Genomic DNA, 15166 nt, shown 5'->3' with positions numbered 1-15166 from the left:
CGACGCCGCGATGGACGCCCGGCGCCATCGTCCGCGCCGGTGCCACGCCACGGTCCGGACCGCGGTCGACGATGCGGCCGATGACCGGTCACCAGTCGGTCACCGGTCGGCCGATAGTCGGTCGACAGCCGGCCGATGGTCGGCCAACAACCGATCGATGACCGGCCGATAAGCGCGGCGGCGCGCCGCAACCCTACAAAGCCCACCTCCGGATTTCTGCCATGCTGGACAATCTCACTCAACGCCTGGCGCGGGTCGTCAAGACCATGCGCGGCGAGGCACGCCTGACCGAAGCCAATACCGCCGAGATGTTGCGGGAGGTTCGCCTGGCCATGCTGGAGGCCGACGTCGCGCTGCCGGTGGTGCGGGAGTTCGTCGCCCGCGTCAAGGAAAAGGCGCTGGGCGAGGAAGTCGTCGGCAGCCTCACGCCGGGCCAGGCCCTGGTCGGCGTGGTGCAGCGCGAGCTGACCGCGGTGATCGGCGGCGAGGAAGCCGTCTCGGCCGACGGCGCGCCCGGCAAGGCCGCCGAGCTGAACCTGGCGGTGCAGCCGCCGGCGATCATCCTGATGGCCGGCCTGCAGGGCGCGGGCAAGACCACCACGGTCGGCAAGCTGGGCAAATGGCTCAAGGAAAACAAGAAGAAGAAAGTGCTGACGGTCTCGTGCGACGTCTACCGGCCCGCCGCGATCGCCCAGCTCAAGACCGTGTCCGAACAGGTCGGCGCCGACTTCTTCCCCTCGCAGCCGGACCAGAAGCCGGTCGACATCGCGCGCGCGGCGGTCGACTGGGCCCGCAAGCACTATCACGATGTGCTGATCGTCGACACGGCGGGCCGGCTCGGCATCGACGAGGCGATGATGCAGGAGATCGCCGCGCTGCACGCCGCACTCAAGCCGGCGGAAACGCTGTTCGTGGTCGACGCGATGCTCGGCCAGGACGCGGTCAACACCGCCAAGGCCTTCAACGACACGCTGCCGCTGACCGGCGTGGTGCTGACCAAGCTGGACGGCGATGCGCGCGGCGGCGCGGCCCTGTCGGTGCGGCACGTGACCGGCCGCCCGATCAAGTTCGTCGGCGTCGGCGAGAAGCTCGACGGCCTCGAGCCCTTCTACCCCGACCGCATGGCCCAGCGCATTCTGGGCATGGGCGACATCCTCGCGCTGGTCGAGGAGGCGCAGCGCGGCGTCGACATGGAAGCGGCCGAGAAGCTGGCCAAGAAGATCAAGAAGACCGGCGGCTTCGACCTCGAGGACTTCAAGGCCCAGATCGGCCAGATGAAGAAGATGGGAGGACTGGGCAGCCTGGTCGACAAGCTGCCGGCGCAATTCGCCCAGCAGGCCCAGGGCGCCAATATGGACCAGGCGGAGAAGCAGGTGCGCCGCATGGAAGGCATCATCAACAGCATGACGCCGGCCGAGCGCGCCAAGCCCGAACTGATCAAGGCCAGCCGCAAGCGCCGCATCGCCGCGGGCGCCGGCGTGCCGGTGCAGGAAGTCAACCGGCTGCTGAACCAGTTCGACCAGATGCAGAGCATGATGAAGAAGCTCAAGGGCGGCGGCATGGCCAAGATGATGCGCTCGATGGGCGGGATGAAGGGCGGCATGAAGGGCCTGTTCAATCGCTGATCCGCCGCCGAGCGAAGCCCGGCCGCATCACGGACTGCGCCACGACCGCACCACCGACCGCACCACTGACCGCACCTCCGATCGCACCGACAATCGGACCAACGTTCGCACCAACATTCGCACCACCGACCGCGGCACCCTGGCTTCCTGGCCGGCTGCCGCCGCAAAGAACACCGCCAGATCAGGACCGAACATCATGATGACTGCCGAACAGGCCCGCGAACTGTGGGCCAACTCCGAGGAAATCGTCAGCGCCCAGGCCGTGCAGCAATCGCTGGACCGCATGGCGCGCGAGATCACCGACAAGATGGGCGACCGCTTCCCGCTGGTGCTGTCGGTGATGGGCGGCGCCGTGGTCTTCACCGGCATGCTGCTGCCCAAGCTCGAATTCCCGCTGGAGTTCGACTACATCCACCTGTCCCGCTACAACAACAAGACGGTCGGCGGCGAGATGCAGTGGCGCGTGGCCCCGCGCGAGTCGGTCAAGGACCGGACCGTGCTGGTGCTCGACGACATCCTGGACGAGGGCGAGACCATGGCGGCCATCCGCCAGCGCATCATGGACATGGGCGCGCGCGAGTTCTACGCCGCGGTGCTGTGCGAGAAGACGCTGGCCAAGGCCAAGCCGATGCATCCGGATTTCTGCGGCTTCACGGTACCCGACCGCTATGTGTTCGGCTGCGGCATGGACGCCAAGGGCTACTGGCGCAACCTCGGCACCATCCGGGCGCTGAAGGACTGAGCCGGCTCCGGCTCGGCCGGTTGGGGCTCGGGTCCGGGCCCGCCCTTGGGCCCGGCTGCGGCTCCAGCTCCAGCTCCAGCTCCAGCTCCAGCTCCAGCTCCAGCTCCGGCTCCGGCTCCGGCTCCTGCTCCTGCTCCTGCTCCTGCTCCTGCTCCTGCTCCTGCTCCTGCTCCTGCTCCTGCTCCTGCTCCTGCTACAGCTACAGCTACAGCTACAGCTACAGCTTCGGCTCCGAAGCCGAAGCCTGCCGGACGCGCCTCAGTGTCCGGCCGCCAGGATCGGCCACAGCGAGCCGAGCAGCAGCAGCGCCATCGTCACGTTGAACACGCGCAGCACGCGCGGCCGCGCCAGCCAGCGGCGCAGCGAGGCGCCGAACACCGCCCACACCGCCACGCTCGGCAGATTGATGAGCGCCGACAGGCCGGCCAGCAGCAGCACGTTCAGCCACAGATTGGGGTGCAGCACATAGGCGCTGCACGCCCCCACCGCCATCACCCACGCCTTCGGATTGACCCACTGGAATGCGGCCGCCTGCAGGAAGCCCATCGGCTTGCCGACATGGCGGTCCTGCACGCCGCCGGCGGTGGCCAGCTTGTACGCCAGGTAGACCAGGTACACGGTGGCCGCCACGCGCAGCAGCGGCCAGGTCCACGGCAGCGCGGTGAACAGCGAGCCCAGCCCGAGGCCGATCAGCGCGATCATCAGCGCGAAGCCGCTGCTGATGCCCAGCAGATGGGGAATGGTGCGGACGAAACCGAAATTGACGCCGGACGCCAGCACCATCGTGTTGTTCGGTCCCGGGGTGATCGACGACACCAGCACGAAGCCGCCGAAGGCGGCAAACACGGCAGAGCCTGCCGCCAGTTCCGACAGTGCCATGGCAACTCCTTGGAATGCAGGGGAAGCGGCAGTCTAGCGTGGTGACCCTATACAGTACCGGTACAGATTGCCGGGCAAATACCGGCACAGTGCTGCTGGGGTTCCAGCACAGATAGCGGCTGCGGATTAGCGGCTGCGGATTAGGGGCTGCGGATTAGGGGCTGCGGATTGGGGGGCTGCGGATTAGTGGCCGCGGATTAAGGGCTGCGGATCGCGATCAAGGGCCAGACGGCCCGGGCCGGCGTTGGCTCAGCCTTCTCCCCGATATGGCGCTTCCCGCAGCCACTTGGTGGCGATCCACTTCTCGCCCTGCTCGACCGGCAGCCCGGCGTGCAGCGTGCGCTCGTCGAGCGCGCCGTCCTCGCCCAGATAGGCGAAGAACACCGCATTGCCCTGCACCGGATTGACGCGCAAACCCAGCTTCGGGAAGGCGGTCGCCCCACCGGCGGGAACGTCGTTCAGGTAGATCACCAGCGTCGCCATGCGCTGCCCGCCGACGCGCAGCTGGCGCGCCTCGCCGGGGCGCTGCGGATTGAAGAAGTCGTAGTGCGGCTGGTACTCGGCGCCGGGCTTGTAGTTCAGGATCTGCAGCCCTTCGCCCTGCTCGACCGGGACGCCGGTGACCGCGGCGATGCGCGCCTCCAGCGTCTCGATCAGCGGATGCTCGCCGACCTGGAACATCGCCCCCATGCTGGTGCGCGCGTCGATCAGGTTCTCGTCGCCGGTATCGGGATTGACCACCGGCGAACGCGCCAGCCGGCCGCGGGACAGCGCGATCAGCGCCTCGCATTCGTCCGGCATCAGCAGCCGCTGGAACAGCGCGATGCGGGGCGATTCCATCGCGAACAGCACCGGCACGTCGCGGCCGTCGCCGGCGGGCAGCGCATTGGGAGCGGTGATGGCGGGGGGTCGCGTCGGCGGCGGCCTGCGCGGTGTGCGTCGTGACGTCCGCAGGGGCCCTGGCCTTCGCGGACCGCGATGACGACGACGACGATGACGATGGCGATGTCAGTGACGATGCGGCTGCCGCCGGGGATGGACCCGACCGCGCGCCGCGCGCCCCGCCTCCGGCGAGCGCGGCATGCACCGTGGCCCGCGCGAAGGCCGCATCGTAGCCGGACTGGCACATCGACCGCACCAGCGCATCGGCGCCGAAGCCCTGCGCGATATGCCGGGCCAGCCAGCGTTCGAGTTCGGGCGACGAGGTGGCGTAGCCGGTCTTGCCGGCCGCCGGATGCGAGCGGGAGGTCATGACGGATCGGACAGGCGGGTGGGCGGGAACGCGGCGGGGCCGCCGAGGGGTCGGGACGGTGCCGGCAGCAGGCGCGCGGCGGCATCGCCCGCACGGCCTGGGCCGCTCATGGCAGCCAGCGCGCCATTGGGCTCGGCGGCACTCGCCACCGTGACCGCGACCTCGGCCTCCTGCCAGCGCTTCCACGCGGCCAGCACCGCGTTCGGGTATTCGGCGCGGCCGCGGCTGCCGTTGTAGCGGCCCAGCGCCAGGAACAGGTCGCCGGACTCGCGGTCCAGGTAGTGGCGCAGGATGGTGCAGCCGTAGCGCAGATTGCTCTGCAGATGGAACAGCTTGCGCGCGTCGCCATCGCCGATGGTGCGCGCCCAGAACGGCATCACCTGCATCAGCCCGCGCGCGCCCGCCGTGCTGATCGCGTACTTGCGGAAGTTGCTCTCGACTTGAATGAGTCCCAGCACCAGCGCCGGCTCCAGTCCGGCGCGCTTGGCCTCGTAGTAGACGGTCTCGACCAGCTCGGTGCGGATCAGCGGCTCGGGGATGCGCCGCTCGAGGCGGCGCGACATCTCGGCCACCCAGCGCAGATAGGCGTCGCGCTCGCCGGCGGAGACGAACACCGGCCGGGACGGGCGCGCATCCGCGATCGCCGCGGCCAGCGCGCCGCGCACGGCGTCGGCCAGCTGCTCTTCGCGCTGGGCGCCGGCGTGCGCCGGCGGCGAAGCCAGCAGCAACGCCAGCGCGGACAGCAGCGCCGCCGCCAGCATCGCGAGCCCCGACGCGGGTTCGGCAAACCTGCCCCGGACGCTGCCGGGAACGCTGCCCGCAAACTCGCCCGGACGCATGACCGGAGACTTGCCGGGAAGCGGCGCCGCCGCGATGGCGGCGCATCGCGGCGGTTGCATGGCCTCAGTCGGCCAGCAGCTTGCGCACATGCCCGACGATGTCGGCCACCGCCACGCGGCTCGCCTCGGCGTCGCGCCGGCCCTGGTACTCGACCTGGCCTTCCTTCAGGCCACGGTCGCCCACCACCACGCGGTGCGGCACGCCGATCAGCTCCCAGTCGGCGAACATCACGCCGGGGCGCTCGCCGCGGTCGTCCAGGATCGCGTCGACGCCGGCCGCCAGCAGCTCGGCATGGATGCGGTCGGCCTCGGCCTTGACCGCTTCCGAGCGGTCGTAGCCGACCGGGCACACCACCACCTCGAACGGCGCGATCGCGGCGGGCCAGATGATGCCGCGCTCGTCGTAGTTCTGCTCGATTGCCGCGCCGACGATGCGGGTCACGCCGATGCCGTAGCAGCCCATCTGCATCGGCTGGGTCTTGCCGTTCTCGTCGAGGAAGGTCGCGTTCATCGCCGCCGAATAGCGCGTGCCCAGCATGAACACGTGGCCGACCTCGATGCCGCGGCAGATCGCCAGCCGACCCTTGCCGTCGGGCGAGGCATCGCCCTCGACCACGTTGCGCAGGTCCGCGACGACGGGCTCGGGCAGGTCGCGGCCCCAGTTGACGCCGGTCAGGTGATAGTCGCGCTCATTGGCGCCGCAGACGAAGTCGCTCATGTTGGCGACGGTGCGGTCGGCCACCACGCGGATCGGCGCCTTGGCACCGATCGGGCCCAGATAGCCCGGCGGCGTGCCGAAGGTGGCGACGATCTCCGCCTCGGTGGCGAAGCGGAACTCGGCCAGCCCCGGCACCTTGGACGCCTTGATCTCGTTCAGGTCGTGGTCGCCGCGCAGCAGCAGCAGCCAGATCTGCGCGGGCTCGCCCTCGGCGCCCTCGGTCGCCAGTACGATCGACTTGACGGTGCGCTCGAGCGGAATGCCCAGCAGCTCGGCGACGTCCTCGCACTTGGCCTTGCCTGGCGTGGGCGTGCGCGTCAGCGCCTCGCGCGCGGGCGCGCGTTCGGCGATCAGCGGCAGCGCCTCGGCAGCCTCCATATTGGCCGCGTAGTCCGACTCGGGGCAGTAGACGATGGCGTCCTCGCCGGTGTCGGCGATCACGTGGAACTCGTGCGAGCCCGAACCGCCGATCGCGCCGTTGTCGGCCGCCACCGCGCGGAATTCGAGGCCAAAGCGCTGGAAGATGCGGATATAGGCGTCGTACATCTGGCGGTACGAGACCTTCATCCCTTCCTCGTCGCGATCGAAGGAATAGGCGTCCTTCATCGTGAACTCGCGCCCGCGCATGATGCCGAAGCGCGGCCGGCGCTCGTCGCGGAACTTGGTCTGGATCTGGTACAGGTTCAGCGGCAGCTGCTTGTAGCTGCGGATCTCGGTCCGGACGATATCGGTGACGACTTCCTCCGAGGTCGGCTGCAGCACGAAGTCGCGCTCATGGCGGTCCTTCAGGCGCAGCAGCTCCGCACCCATCTTGTCCCAGCGGCCGGTCTCCTGCCACAGCTCGGCCGGCTGCACGAACGGCATCAGCAGTTCGACGGCGCCGGCGCGGTTCATCTCCTCACGGACGATCCGCTCGATCTTGCGGATCACGCGCAGGCCGGTTGGCATATAGCTATAGATGCCGGCACCCAGCTTCTTGATCATGCCGGCGCGCATCATTAGCTTGTGCGAGACGATCTCCGCGTCGGCGGGGGCTTCCTTGAGAGTGGAAATGAAGAATTGCGAAGCTTTCATCCGTGGCTTTCGGTTGGGACAGCGCGCGCGGCGCGGATCGATGGGAAAAGGCGTAAGGGGTAAGACAGGTCAAGAAAGCAGGTCAGGAAAGGCCGGCGAGGACCCCGGTTGTGGCACGGTTTGCGGATCGGCGAAAGGCGCCTGAAACGGCGCTTTCCGTCGGGGAAAACCACCACCCGGGAGCGGCCCGGACGGACCCCGCGCTTCCTTTATAATCGACGTAATTCTAAAGGATTCGAGGTGCAGTCATGCTCGATCGTGAAGGCTTTCGCCCGAACGTCGGCATCATCCTCATCAACGCACGGAACGAGGTGTTCTGGGGCAAGCGAATCGGCGAACATTCTTGGCAGTTTCCCCAAGGCGGCATCAAATACGGCGAGACGCCGGAACAGGCGATGTACCGCGAACTGCATGAAGAGGTCGGACTGCTGCCCGAGCACGTCAGGATCGTCGGTCGCACGCGCGACTGGCTGCGTTACGAGGTGCCGGACAAGTTCATACGCCGCGAGATTCGCGGGCATTACAAGGGGCAGAAACAGATCTGGTTCCTGCTGCGCATGGCGGCGCGCGATTGCGATATCTGCCTGCGCGCCACCGACCACCCGGAATTCGATGCCTGGCGCTGGAGCCAGTACTGGGTGCCGCTCGACGCGGTGATCGAATTCAAGCGCGAGGTCTACCAGATGGCGCTGACGGAACTGTCGCGCTTTCTGCATCGCGGCCAGCGGGCGCCGCTCAGTCCCTACGGCAACCACCACGCCGGGACCCATGGCAACCCCGGCCGCGCCGGCGGCCAACGCGCGGGCCGGCAAGGCCCGGGCAATGCGCCGGCCGCCAGCCAGCCGTCCCCTACCCTGACGCAGCCGGAACCGCCGGTCTGCGCGCAAACGCGGAGCACTGATGAATAAACCCGCCGGCTTCGGCCGACGCCGCGCCGGCAGCGCAACCCCCACGGGTCTGGCTGCCGGGCTTGCCACGCTGTTCGCGCTCGCCCTGGTGAGCGCCTGTTCGACCAGCACCGAGACGCCCAAGCGCGCCGCCCAGCTGGAAGCGGAGGAGGCCGAGGAACCGGTCTTCCTGCTCGACCGGCTCGCCTCCAAGGGCTTCCAGGAGGCCGCGACCAAGCTGCCGCCGCCGCCCGCGGACGCCGATCTGCTGCCCTTCAACGTCAGCACCACCGGGCGGCTGTCGTTCGCCGTGGACGCCAAGTCGATCATGATCGGCGAGGACGGCGCGGTGCGCTACACCGCGGTGATCACCAGCCCGACCGGCGTGCGCAACATCAGCTACGAAGGGGTGCGCTGCGACGTGTTCCAGCGCAAGCTGTTCGCCACCATGCCGCCGGGCAGCAAGACCTGGGTGCCGAACCAGAGCGCGGGCGCCGAACAATGGCGGACGATGAGCACCAGCGTGCGCAACAGCTATGCGGCGACGCTGGCGTCGGAATACCTGTGCGACGGACGCGCGGTGGCCGGCAAGACCGAGGACATCGTGCGCGCGATCCGCGACGGCGTCGCCCGGCAGGGCGCGTACCAGTAAGGCGTATCGGTCGGCAGGAATGAAGACCGGAGGGCGGCGATTCGCCCTCCGTTCAGAAAGGCCGGGGGCGGCGATTCGCCGTCCGCTCAGAAGGCCGGGGGGCGCTTCACGTTCCGCTCAGACCAGCACCAGATTGTCCCGGTGGATCAGCTCGGGCTCGTTCAGATGGCCGAGCACCGATTCGATTTCCGACGAGGGCTTGCGGGCGATCAGCCGCGCCTCCGCGCTCGAATAGTTGGTCAGGCCGCGTGCCACCTCGCGGCCCTGCGCATCGACGCAGGCGATGACCTCGCCGCGGGCGAACTCGCCCTGCACCTCCACCACGCCGATCGGCAGCAGCGACTTGCCGCCCGCGGTCAGCTTGTCGACCGCGCCGGCATCGATGACGACGCGCCCGCGCAGCTGCAGGTGGTCGGCCATCCATTGCTTGCGTGCGGTCAACCGCCCGGTCGGTGCGAGCAGCTGCGTGCCGATCGACTCGCCGCCGGCCAGCCGCGCCAGCACATCGGCCTCGCGGCCGGAGGCGATCACGGTATGGGCGCCCGACTTGGCCGCGCGCTTGGCGGCCAGGATCTTGGTCAGCATGCCGCCGCGGCCGATCGCGGTGCCGGCGCCGCCGGCCATCGCCTCGAGCTGCGGCGTGCCGGCCAGCGCCTCGTGCACGAACTCGGCGGCCGGGTCCTTGCGCGGATCGGCGGTGTAGAGGCCGCGCTGGTCGGTCAGGATCACCAGCGCGTCGCCCTCGATCAGGTTCGTGACCAGCGCGCCCAGCGTATCGTTGTCGCCGAACTTGATTTCGTCGGTGACGACCGTGTCGTTCTCGTTGATGATCGGCACCACACCCAGGCCCAGCAGCGTCAGCAGCGTGGACCGTGCATTCAGATAGCGCTCGCGGTCGGCCAGGTCGGCATGGGTCAGCAGCACCTGCGCGGTACGGATGCCATAGCGGCCGAACTGGCTTTCGTAGACCTGGGCGAGCCCCATCTGCCCGACCGCGGCGGCCGCCTGCAGCTCATGGATTTCGCGCGGGCGGCGCGCCCACCCCAGCCGCTGCATGCCCTCGGCGATCGCCCCCGAACTGACCAGCACCACTTCCTTGCCGGCGGTGCGCAGCTTGGCGATCTGCGCCGCCCAGCGGGCGATAGCGTCGTGGTCGAGCCCCTTGCCATCGTTGGTGACGAGGCTCGATCCGACCTTGACGACGATGCGCCGGGCCTGCGCGATGACCGATTGGGTGGGCAACTCTGTCTCCTGAAGTGGGGTCGTGCCGGGCGATGAACCGGCGCGGAAATTCGGCGCGGGTGTTCGGGCAGATCGCGGCGAATCGGGGCCGATGTTCGAGGCGGATATTCGGGTCGGATACTCGGCGCGAAATCAGCCTTGTTGTCCGTCGCGGTCGACGTTGTGCAGCCGCTCGTCCAGACGCACGTCCGGCTCGGCCAGCGCCGCGGCCTCCTCGGCCTTCAGCGCGGCCAGATGGTCCTTGATCGCGTAGACCAGTTCACGGCAGCCCTCGCCGGTCAGCGCCGAGATGCGGAACACCGGCCCCTTCCATTTGTAGCGCTTGATGAAGTCCTTGACGCGCGCCTCGCGCTCGTCCTCGGGAACCATGTCGAGCTTGTTCAGCACCAGCCAGCGCGGCTTCTCGTACAGCTCGGCGTCGTACTTCTTCAGCTCGTTGACGATCGCGCGCGCCTCCGCTACCGGATCGACGGCCTCGTCGAACGGCGCCAGATCGACGATATGCAGCAGCAGCCCGGTGCGCTGCAGATGGCGCAGGAACTGATGGCCCAGGCCCGCGCCCTCGGCGGCGCCCTCGATCAGCCCCGGGATATCGGCGATCACGAACGATTGCTCGTGGTCGACGCGCACCACGCCCAGGTTCGGATGCAGCGTGGTGAACGGATAGTCCGCCACCTTCGGCCGCGCATTGGAGACGTGCGAGATGAAGGTCGACTTGCCGGCGTTCGGCATGCCCAGCAGGCCCACGTCGGCCAGCACCTTCAGCTCCAGCTTGAGCATGCGGCGCTCGCCCGGCTTGCCGTCGACCTGCTGGCGCGGCGCACGGTTGGTACTGGACTTGAAATGCAGGTTGCCCCAGCCGCCGATGCCGCCCTCGGCCAGGCACACCTTCTGGCCGTGCTCGGTCAGGTCGGCGATGACCTCGCCGCTGTCCATGTCGGTGATCAGCGTGCCGACCGGCATGCGCAGGGTCACGTCCTCGCCGGCCGCGCCGTAGCAGTCGGAGCCGCGGCCGTTCTCGCCGTTGCGGGCGACGTGCTTCTTGGCGTAGCGGAAATCGATCAGCGTGTTGATGTTGCGATCGGCCACCGCGTAGACGCTGCCGCCACGGCCGCCATCGCCGCCGTCCGGCCCGCCGAACGGCACAAACTTCTCGCGCCGGAACGACGCGCTGCCATTGCCCCCGTTGCCGGCAATGACTTCGATTCGGGCTTCGTCGATGAACTTCATGATGGTGATCCGTGATGGAGCGTGCCGCGTCGCAAGGCCCTGTCAGGCGTTGCCGGCGGCGGGCGACGTTCGACATTGTCGCCAGAAAAGAAAAAGCCCCGCAAGGGTTGCGGGGCCTTCGTGCTGCAAGGCAGTGATCAGGCTGCCGGAACGACGCTGACCTGCTGCTTCTTGGCAGCGCCCTTGACGGCGAACTTCACGTGGCCGTCAACCAGGGCGAAGAGGGTGTGGTCCTTGCCCACGCCGACGTTCTCGCCGGCATGCACGCGGGTACCGCGCTGGCGGATGATGATGCCGCCGGCGTTGATGGCCTGGCCACCAAACACCTTCACGCCCAGACGCTTCGATCCGGAATCGCGGCCGTTCCGTGTGGAACCGCCGCCTTTTTTCTGTGCCATGACTTAACTCCTGTCGCTTTACCTAGATGTCGCTCGATTTGCTCTCGTTGCGGTCCGCGGGGACTCAGGCAACGATCGCTTCGATGCGCAGTTCGGTGTAGTTCTGGCGATGGCCTTGACGCTTCTGGTAATGCTTGCGACGGCGCATCTTGAAGATCTTCACTTTGTCGTGACGACCTTGGGAGATAACGGTAGCTTTGACGGAAGCCCCGCTGACCAGCGGCGTACCAAACTTGATCTGGTCGCCAGCGCCCACTGCGAGCACTTGGTCGAGCGTGATTTCTGCGCCAATGTCTGCCGGTATCTGTTCTACTTTCAGTTTTTCGCCAGCAGCAACCTTGTATTGCTTGCCGCCGGTTTTTACGACCGCGTACATTGTCGAACCTCTCGATGTGAATAAACGCCCAAAAGCCAGCGCCGGCGCGGCTTCGCGGTGAGGCGAAGCGGCCAGGCAACGCGCTTTCGGCCCGGTTATCTCCCGCCGGCACGGACGCAACAACAGCAGTTCAGCCGGAGGAAACTCGGCATTCTATACGAGCGGCCGGAAAAGTGCAAAGAAAACAAACACATAGGCCCGCAGAGGCGGGCAACGCACTTGCCGGAGCCGACGCTCAGGTCGCCTCGGCGAGCAGGAATCCAGCCAGGGCGGCGAACGCGACCCACCACGCGAGGCGGCGGGAGGAACGGCGGCCATGGCCATCGGGAGCGGCGGGCTTGTTCATCCGCGCATTATAGGCGCCGCGTGGGACCGCCTGGTCGGGCCGCTCGTGCGCCGCTGCGGCGGCGCCCCCGCAGCGGGCAAGACCGGCCGCCAGACCGGTGCGCGATGGCGCTAGACGGCGCGCATGACAAGCCATCTGGACACGGCCATCGCATATAATCGCTCGTTCTGCGTAACGGTGATCATCTTGTCCGAGTCTTCCGCCTCTGCCTTGCTCGCTCCGGTCGCTGCCGACATGCGCGCCGTCGATGCAGTCATCCGGCAGCGCCTGTCTTCCGAAGTGCCCCTGATCGAACAGATCGGCGAATACATCATCGGTGCGGGCGGCAAGCGCCTGCGCCCCGTGATCCTGCTGCTGTCCGCACGCGCCCTCGGCTATGACGGACATCGCCATCACGAACTGGCCGCGGTGGTGGAATTCATCCACACCGCCACGCTGCTGCACGACGACGTGGTCGACGAATCCGAGCTGCGGCGCGGCCGCCAGACCGCCAACGCGGTGTTCGGCAACGCCGCCAGCGTGCTGGTCGGCGACTTCCTCTATTCGCGCGCCTTCCAGATGATGGTCGATGCCGGCAGCATGCGCATCATGCAGATCCTGTCGGACGCGACCAATGTGATCGCCGAGGGCGAGGTGCTGCAGCTGCTCAACATGCACGACCCCGACGTCACGGTGGAGCGCTACCTGCAGGTGATCCGCTACAAGACCGCCAAGCTGTTCGAGGCCTCGGCCCAGCTCGGCGCGGTGCTGGCGGGCGCCGACGCGGAGATGGAGGAAGCGGCCGCCGAATACGGGCGCCGCATCGGCACCGCCTTCCAGCTGATCGACGACATGCTGGACTACACCGCCAGCGCGGAGCAGATGGGCAAGAACGCCGGCGACGACCTGCGCGAGGGCAAGCCGACGCTGCCGCTGCTGCATCTGATGGAGCATGGCACCGCCGAGCAGCGCGCGCTGGCGCGCGAGGCGATCGTCCAGGGCGGCACCGAACATTTCGACGCGGTGTTCTCGGCCATCCATCAATGCGGGGCGCTGGATGCGACGTTCGAGGCCGCAAAACGCGAGGCCGATGCGGCCGAACGCGCGGCAATGCAATTTCCCCCTTCACAACTGAAGGAAACACTGATAAAGTTATGTGCTTTCTCGCTGCAACGTCAGTCCTGACGCGGCGGGAAGCAAAAACGGGGTGTAGCTTAGCCTGGTAGAGCGCTACGTTCGGGACGTAGAGGCCGGAGGTTCGAATCCTCTCACCCCGACCAGTTTTTCAGAAGGGCCGTGCAGCGATGCACGGCCCTTTTATTTTGCTGCTCTGTCGTTGTTTTGCTGCTCTGTCGTTGTTTTGCTGCTCTGTCGTTGTTTTGCTGCTCTGTCGTTGTTTTGCTGCTCTGTCGTGCCGGGGCGTCGCGTCGCTGGCCGCGGCGCGGCGTTTCGGCACGCGGTTCCTTTCGGCGCGCGGTTCGTTTCGGCACGCGGTTCCTTTCGGCACGCCGCTGCACGCCGCTATTACGCAGGGACTTGGGCAAGGACTTGGGCAGGTACGCGCGCATCGCGCCGTCTATTCCATTTTGAGACTGCGCGCATTCCCGTCTCCGCCGGCGCATCGCACACTGGGCCACTCCTGCACTGCGCGCTGCCCCGCCATCTCGCCATGATCGCCACCGCCAATGCGCCGATCGAATACGACCCCGCCATGCCCTCGGCCGACGATGCGCCGGTCGTGCGATTCGTCCAGACGCTGCTGACCGAGGCCTGGCGGCGCGGCGCCTCGGACCTGCACATCGAACCGTACGAAGGCTTCTACCGCGTGCGCTTTCGCATCGATGGACTGCTGCACGAGGTCGCGCGGCCACCGCTGGAAATCCGCGACCGCATCGCGACGCGGATCAAGGTGCTGGCGCGGCTGGACATCGCCGAGAAGCGAGTGCCGCAGGATGGCCGCATGCGTTTCGTGGTGCCGCGGCGCGAAGGCGGTGCGGGGGCGGAGGGCGCGGCAACGCGGGCCGTCGACCTGCGCGTATCCACGCTGCCGACGCTGTTCGGCGAGAAGATCGTGCTGCGCATGCTGGACGCCTCCAGCGTGCGGCTCGACATGGACGGCCTCGGCTTCGAGCCGGCGCAGCGCGCCGTGCTGCTGGAGCGCCTGCGCCGTCCGCACGGCATGGTGCTGGTCACCGGGCCTACGGGCAGCGGCAAGACCGTCTCGCTGTACGCCTTCCTGAATCTGCTGAACCAGGACGAGCGCAATATCTCGACGGCCGAGGACCCGGCCGAGATCCAGCTGACCGGCATCAATCAGGTCAATATCCACGACAAGGTCGGCCTGAACTTCCCGACTGTGCTGCGCGCGTTGCTGCGTCAGGACCCGGACGTGATCATGGTCGGCGAGATCCGCGACGCAGAGACCGCCGATATCGCGGTCAAGGCCGCGCAGACCGGCCATCTGGTCCTGTCGACGCTGCATACCAACGATGCGCCGGGCACGCTGACACGGCTGGCGCAGCTTGGCGTCGCGCCCTTCCATCTGGCCGCCAGCGTGCTGGTCATCACGGCGCAGCGGCTGGCCCGCATGCTGTGCGCCTGCAAACGGCCCGGCCCGGTGCCGCTGGCCGCGCTGCGCGAGGCGGGCTTCGCGGACGCCCTGCTCGATGGCAACTGGCAGCCCTGCCAGCCGGTCGGCTGCGCCGCGTGCCGCGGCAGCGGCTATCGCGGCCGCTGCGGCATCCACCAGGTGATGCCGGTCTCCGACGCGATGCAGCGCATCATCCTGTCGCGCGGCAGTGCGCGTGCGCTCGCGCAGCAGGCACGCCGCGAGGGCGTGCTATCGTTGCGCGAGGCCGGGCTGCTCAAGGTCAGGGCGGGCACGACCTCGCTGGCCGAGGTGCTGGCGACCACCAATCCATAACGAA

General features: G+C 68.0%; 13 protein-coding genes, 1 tRNA gene and 2 pseudogenes. 7 read left to right on the top strand and 9 right to left on the bottom strand.

Annotated elements, in window-relative coordinates:
- Window positions 1-221: 221 nt before the first annotated feature.
- Both ffh and OJJOAM_RS11655 read left to right on the top strand, forming a co-directional pair.
- Window positions 222-1625 carry a signal recognition particle protein gene (gene ffh / locus OJJOAM_RS11660; RefSeq protein ID WP_422648044.1) on the top strand — a complete coding sequence of 468 codons (1404 nt, stop codon included), beginning with the start codon at window positions 222-224 and terminating at the stop codon, window positions 1623-1625.
- Window positions 1626-1821: 196 nt separating this feature from the next.
- Entirely contained in the window at window positions 1822-2367 is a 546-nt protein-coding gene (locus OJJOAM_RS11655) for a hypoxanthine-guanine phosphoribosyltransferase (RefSeq protein WP_422648043.1), read from the top strand.
- Between the two features lie 258 nt (window positions 2368-2625).
- Here OJJOAM_RS11655 and OJJOAM_RS11650 read toward each other — a convergent pair whose 3' ends face one another.
- The 4 genes and pseudogenes from OJJOAM_RS11650 to OJJOAM_RS11635 all read right to left on the bottom strand — a co-directional run bounded on the left by OJJOAM_RS11650 (window position 2626) and on the right by OJJOAM_RS11635 (window position 7129).
- Complete coding sequence (locus OJJOAM_RS11650; RefSeq protein WP_422648042.1) at window positions 2626-3246, bottom strand: LysE family translocator; 621 nt, start codon at window positions 3244-3246, stop codon at window positions 2626-2628.
- Between the two features lie 249 nt (window positions 3247-3495).
- Window positions 3496-4498: pseudogene (locus OJJOAM_RS11645) on the bottom strand (2OG-Fe(II) oxygenase).
- Window positions 4495-5259 carry a lytic transglycosylase domain-containing protein gene (locus OJJOAM_RS11640; RefSeq protein ID WP_422649577.1) on the bottom strand — a complete coding sequence of 255 codons (765 nt, stop codon included), beginning with the start codon at window positions 5257-5259 and terminating at the stop codon, window positions 4495-4497. Before OJJOAM_RS11640 ends, OJJOAM_RS11645 begins: the two are co-directional and overlap by 4 nt.
- Before the next feature lie 142 nt (window positions 5260-5401).
- The gene (locus OJJOAM_RS11635) at window positions 5402-7129 is read right to left on the bottom strand and encodes a proline--tRNA ligase (protein WP_422648041.1); all 1728 of its coding nucleotides are present in this window, start codon (window positions 7127-7129) and stop codon (window positions 5402-5404) included.
- Between the two features lie 248 nt (window positions 7130-7377).
- Here OJJOAM_RS11635 and OJJOAM_RS11630 point away from each other — a divergent pair, with 248 nt between their 5' ends.
- Entirely contained in the window at window positions 7378-8037 is a 660-nt protein-coding gene (locus OJJOAM_RS11630) for an RNA pyrophosphohydrolase (RefSeq protein WP_422648040.1), read from the top strand.
- On the top strand, window positions 8030-8668 hold the full coding sequence (locus tag OJJOAM_RS11625) for a CNP1-like family protein (protein WP_422648039.1): 639 nt from the start codon (window positions 8030-8032) through the stop codon (window positions 8666-8668). Before OJJOAM_RS11630 ends, OJJOAM_RS11625 begins: the two co-directional genes overlap by 8 nt.
- Window positions 8669-8785: 117 nt before the next feature.
- On the opposite strand, the gene proB is transcribed toward OJJOAM_RS11625, so the two are convergent.
- From proB to rplU, 4 genes are all read right to left on the bottom strand, one after another.
- The gene (gene proB, locus OJJOAM_RS11620; protein WP_422648038.1) at window positions 8786-9910 is read right to left on the bottom strand and encodes a glutamate 5-kinase; all 1125 of its coding nucleotides are present in this window, start codon (window positions 9908-9910) and stop codon (window positions 8786-8788) included.
- A gap of 132 nt (window positions 9911-10042) precedes the next feature.
- The gene (gene obgE, locus OJJOAM_RS11615; protein WP_150082120.1) at window positions 10043-11140 is read right to left on the bottom strand and encodes a GTPase ObgE; all 1098 of its coding nucleotides are present in this window, start codon (window positions 11138-11140) and stop codon (window positions 10043-10045) included.
- A gap of 137 nt (window positions 11141-11277) precedes the next feature.
- Window positions 11278-11538, bottom strand: a complete 261-nt coding sequence (gene rpmA, locus OJJOAM_RS11610) for a 50S ribosomal protein L27 (protein ID WP_422648037.1) — start codon at window positions 11536-11538, stop codon at window positions 11278-11280.
- A 64-nt stretch (window positions 11539-11602) separates the two neighbouring features.
- A complete protein-coding gene (gene rplU / locus OJJOAM_RS11605) occupies window positions 11603-11914 on the bottom strand; it encodes a 50S ribosomal protein L21 (RefSeq protein WP_006576525.1) in 312 nt (103 codons plus the stop codon).
- Window positions 11915-12494: 580 nt separating this feature from the next.
- On the opposite strand from rplU, the gene ispB reads away from it, so the two are divergent.
- Together ispB and OJJOAM_RS11595 are read left to right on the top strand one after the other, a co-directional pair.
- Window positions 12495-13424, top strand: coding sequence for an octaprenyl diphosphate synthase (gene ispB / locus OJJOAM_RS11600; protein WP_422648036.1), 930 nt, complete (start codon window positions 12495-12497; stop codon window positions 13422-13424).
- 18 nt (window positions 13425-13442) lie between these two features.
- Window positions 13443-13519, top strand: a tRNA-Pro gene (locus OJJOAM_RS11595).
- On the opposite strand, the gene OJJOAM_RS11590 is transcribed toward OJJOAM_RS11595, so the two are convergent.
- Complete coding sequence (locus tag OJJOAM_RS11590) at window positions 13508-13783, bottom strand: hypothetical protein (RefSeq protein WP_422648035.1); 276 nt, start codon at window positions 13781-13783, stop codon at window positions 13508-13510. The genes OJJOAM_RS11595 and OJJOAM_RS11590 overlap by 12 nt on opposite strands.
- Window positions 13784-13932: 149 nt before the next feature.
- On the opposite strand from OJJOAM_RS11590, the pseudogene OJJOAM_RS11585 reads away from it, so the two are divergent.
- Window positions 13933-15162: pseudogene (locus tag OJJOAM_RS11585) on the top strand (GspE/PulE family protein); the annotation flags it as partial.
- Window positions 15163-15166 lie beyond the last annotated feature (4 nt).

The organism is Cupriavidus sp. H18C1 (assembly GCF_049311595.1).
Classification (GTDB): Bacteria; Pseudomonadota; Gammaproteobacteria; order Burkholderiales; family Burkholderiaceae; genus Cupriavidus; species Cupriavidus cauae.
The sequence above is the reverse complement of the archived record's forward strand: the minus strand, read 5'-3'. Positions and strand labels throughout refer to the sequence as shown.

Bases quoted from the DNA above. Each gene is read 5' to 3' on its own strand.
- ffh (WP_422648044.1), top strand. From the start codon at position 222: ATGCTGGACAATCTCACTCAACGCCTGGCGCGGGTCGTCAAGACCATG.
- OJJOAM_RS11655 (WP_422648043.1), top strand. From the start codon at position 1,822: ATGATGACTGCCGAACAGGCCCGCGAACTGTGGGCCAACTCCGAGGAA.
- OJJOAM_RS11650 (WP_422648042.1), bottom strand. From the start codon at position 3,246: ATGGCACTGTCGGAACTGGCGGCAGGCTCTGCCGTGTTTGCCGCCTTC.
- OJJOAM_RS11640 (WP_422649577.1), bottom strand. From the start codon at position 5,259: ATGCTGGCGGCGGCGCTGCTGTCCGCGCTGGCGTTGCTGCTGGCTTCG.
- OJJOAM_RS11635 (WP_422648041.1), bottom strand. From the start codon at position 7,129: ATGAAAGCTTCGCAATTCTTCATTTCCACTCTCAAGGAAGCCCCCGCC.
- OJJOAM_RS11630 (WP_422648040.1), top strand. From the start codon at position 7,378: ATGCTCGATCGTGAAGGCTTTCGCCCGAACGTCGGCATCATCCTCATC.
- OJJOAM_RS11625 (WP_422648039.1), top strand. From the start codon at position 8,030: ATGAATAAACCCGCCGGCTTCGGCCGACGCCGCGCCGGCAGCGCAACC.
- obgE (WP_150082120.1), bottom strand. From the start codon at position 11,140: ATGAAGTTCATCGACGAAGCCCGAATCGAAGTCATTGCCGGCAACGGG.
- rpmA (WP_422648037.1), bottom strand. From the start codon at position 11,538: ATGGCACAGAAAAAAGGCGGCGGTTCCACACGGAACGGCCGCGATTCC.
- rplU (WP_006576525.1), bottom strand. From the start codon at position 11,914: ATGTACGCGGTCGTAAAAACCGGCGGCAAGCAATACAAGGTTGCTGCT.
- ispB (WP_422648036.1), top strand. From the start codon at position 12,495: ATGCGCGCCGTCGATGCAGTCATCCGGCAGCGCCTGTCTTCCGAAGTG.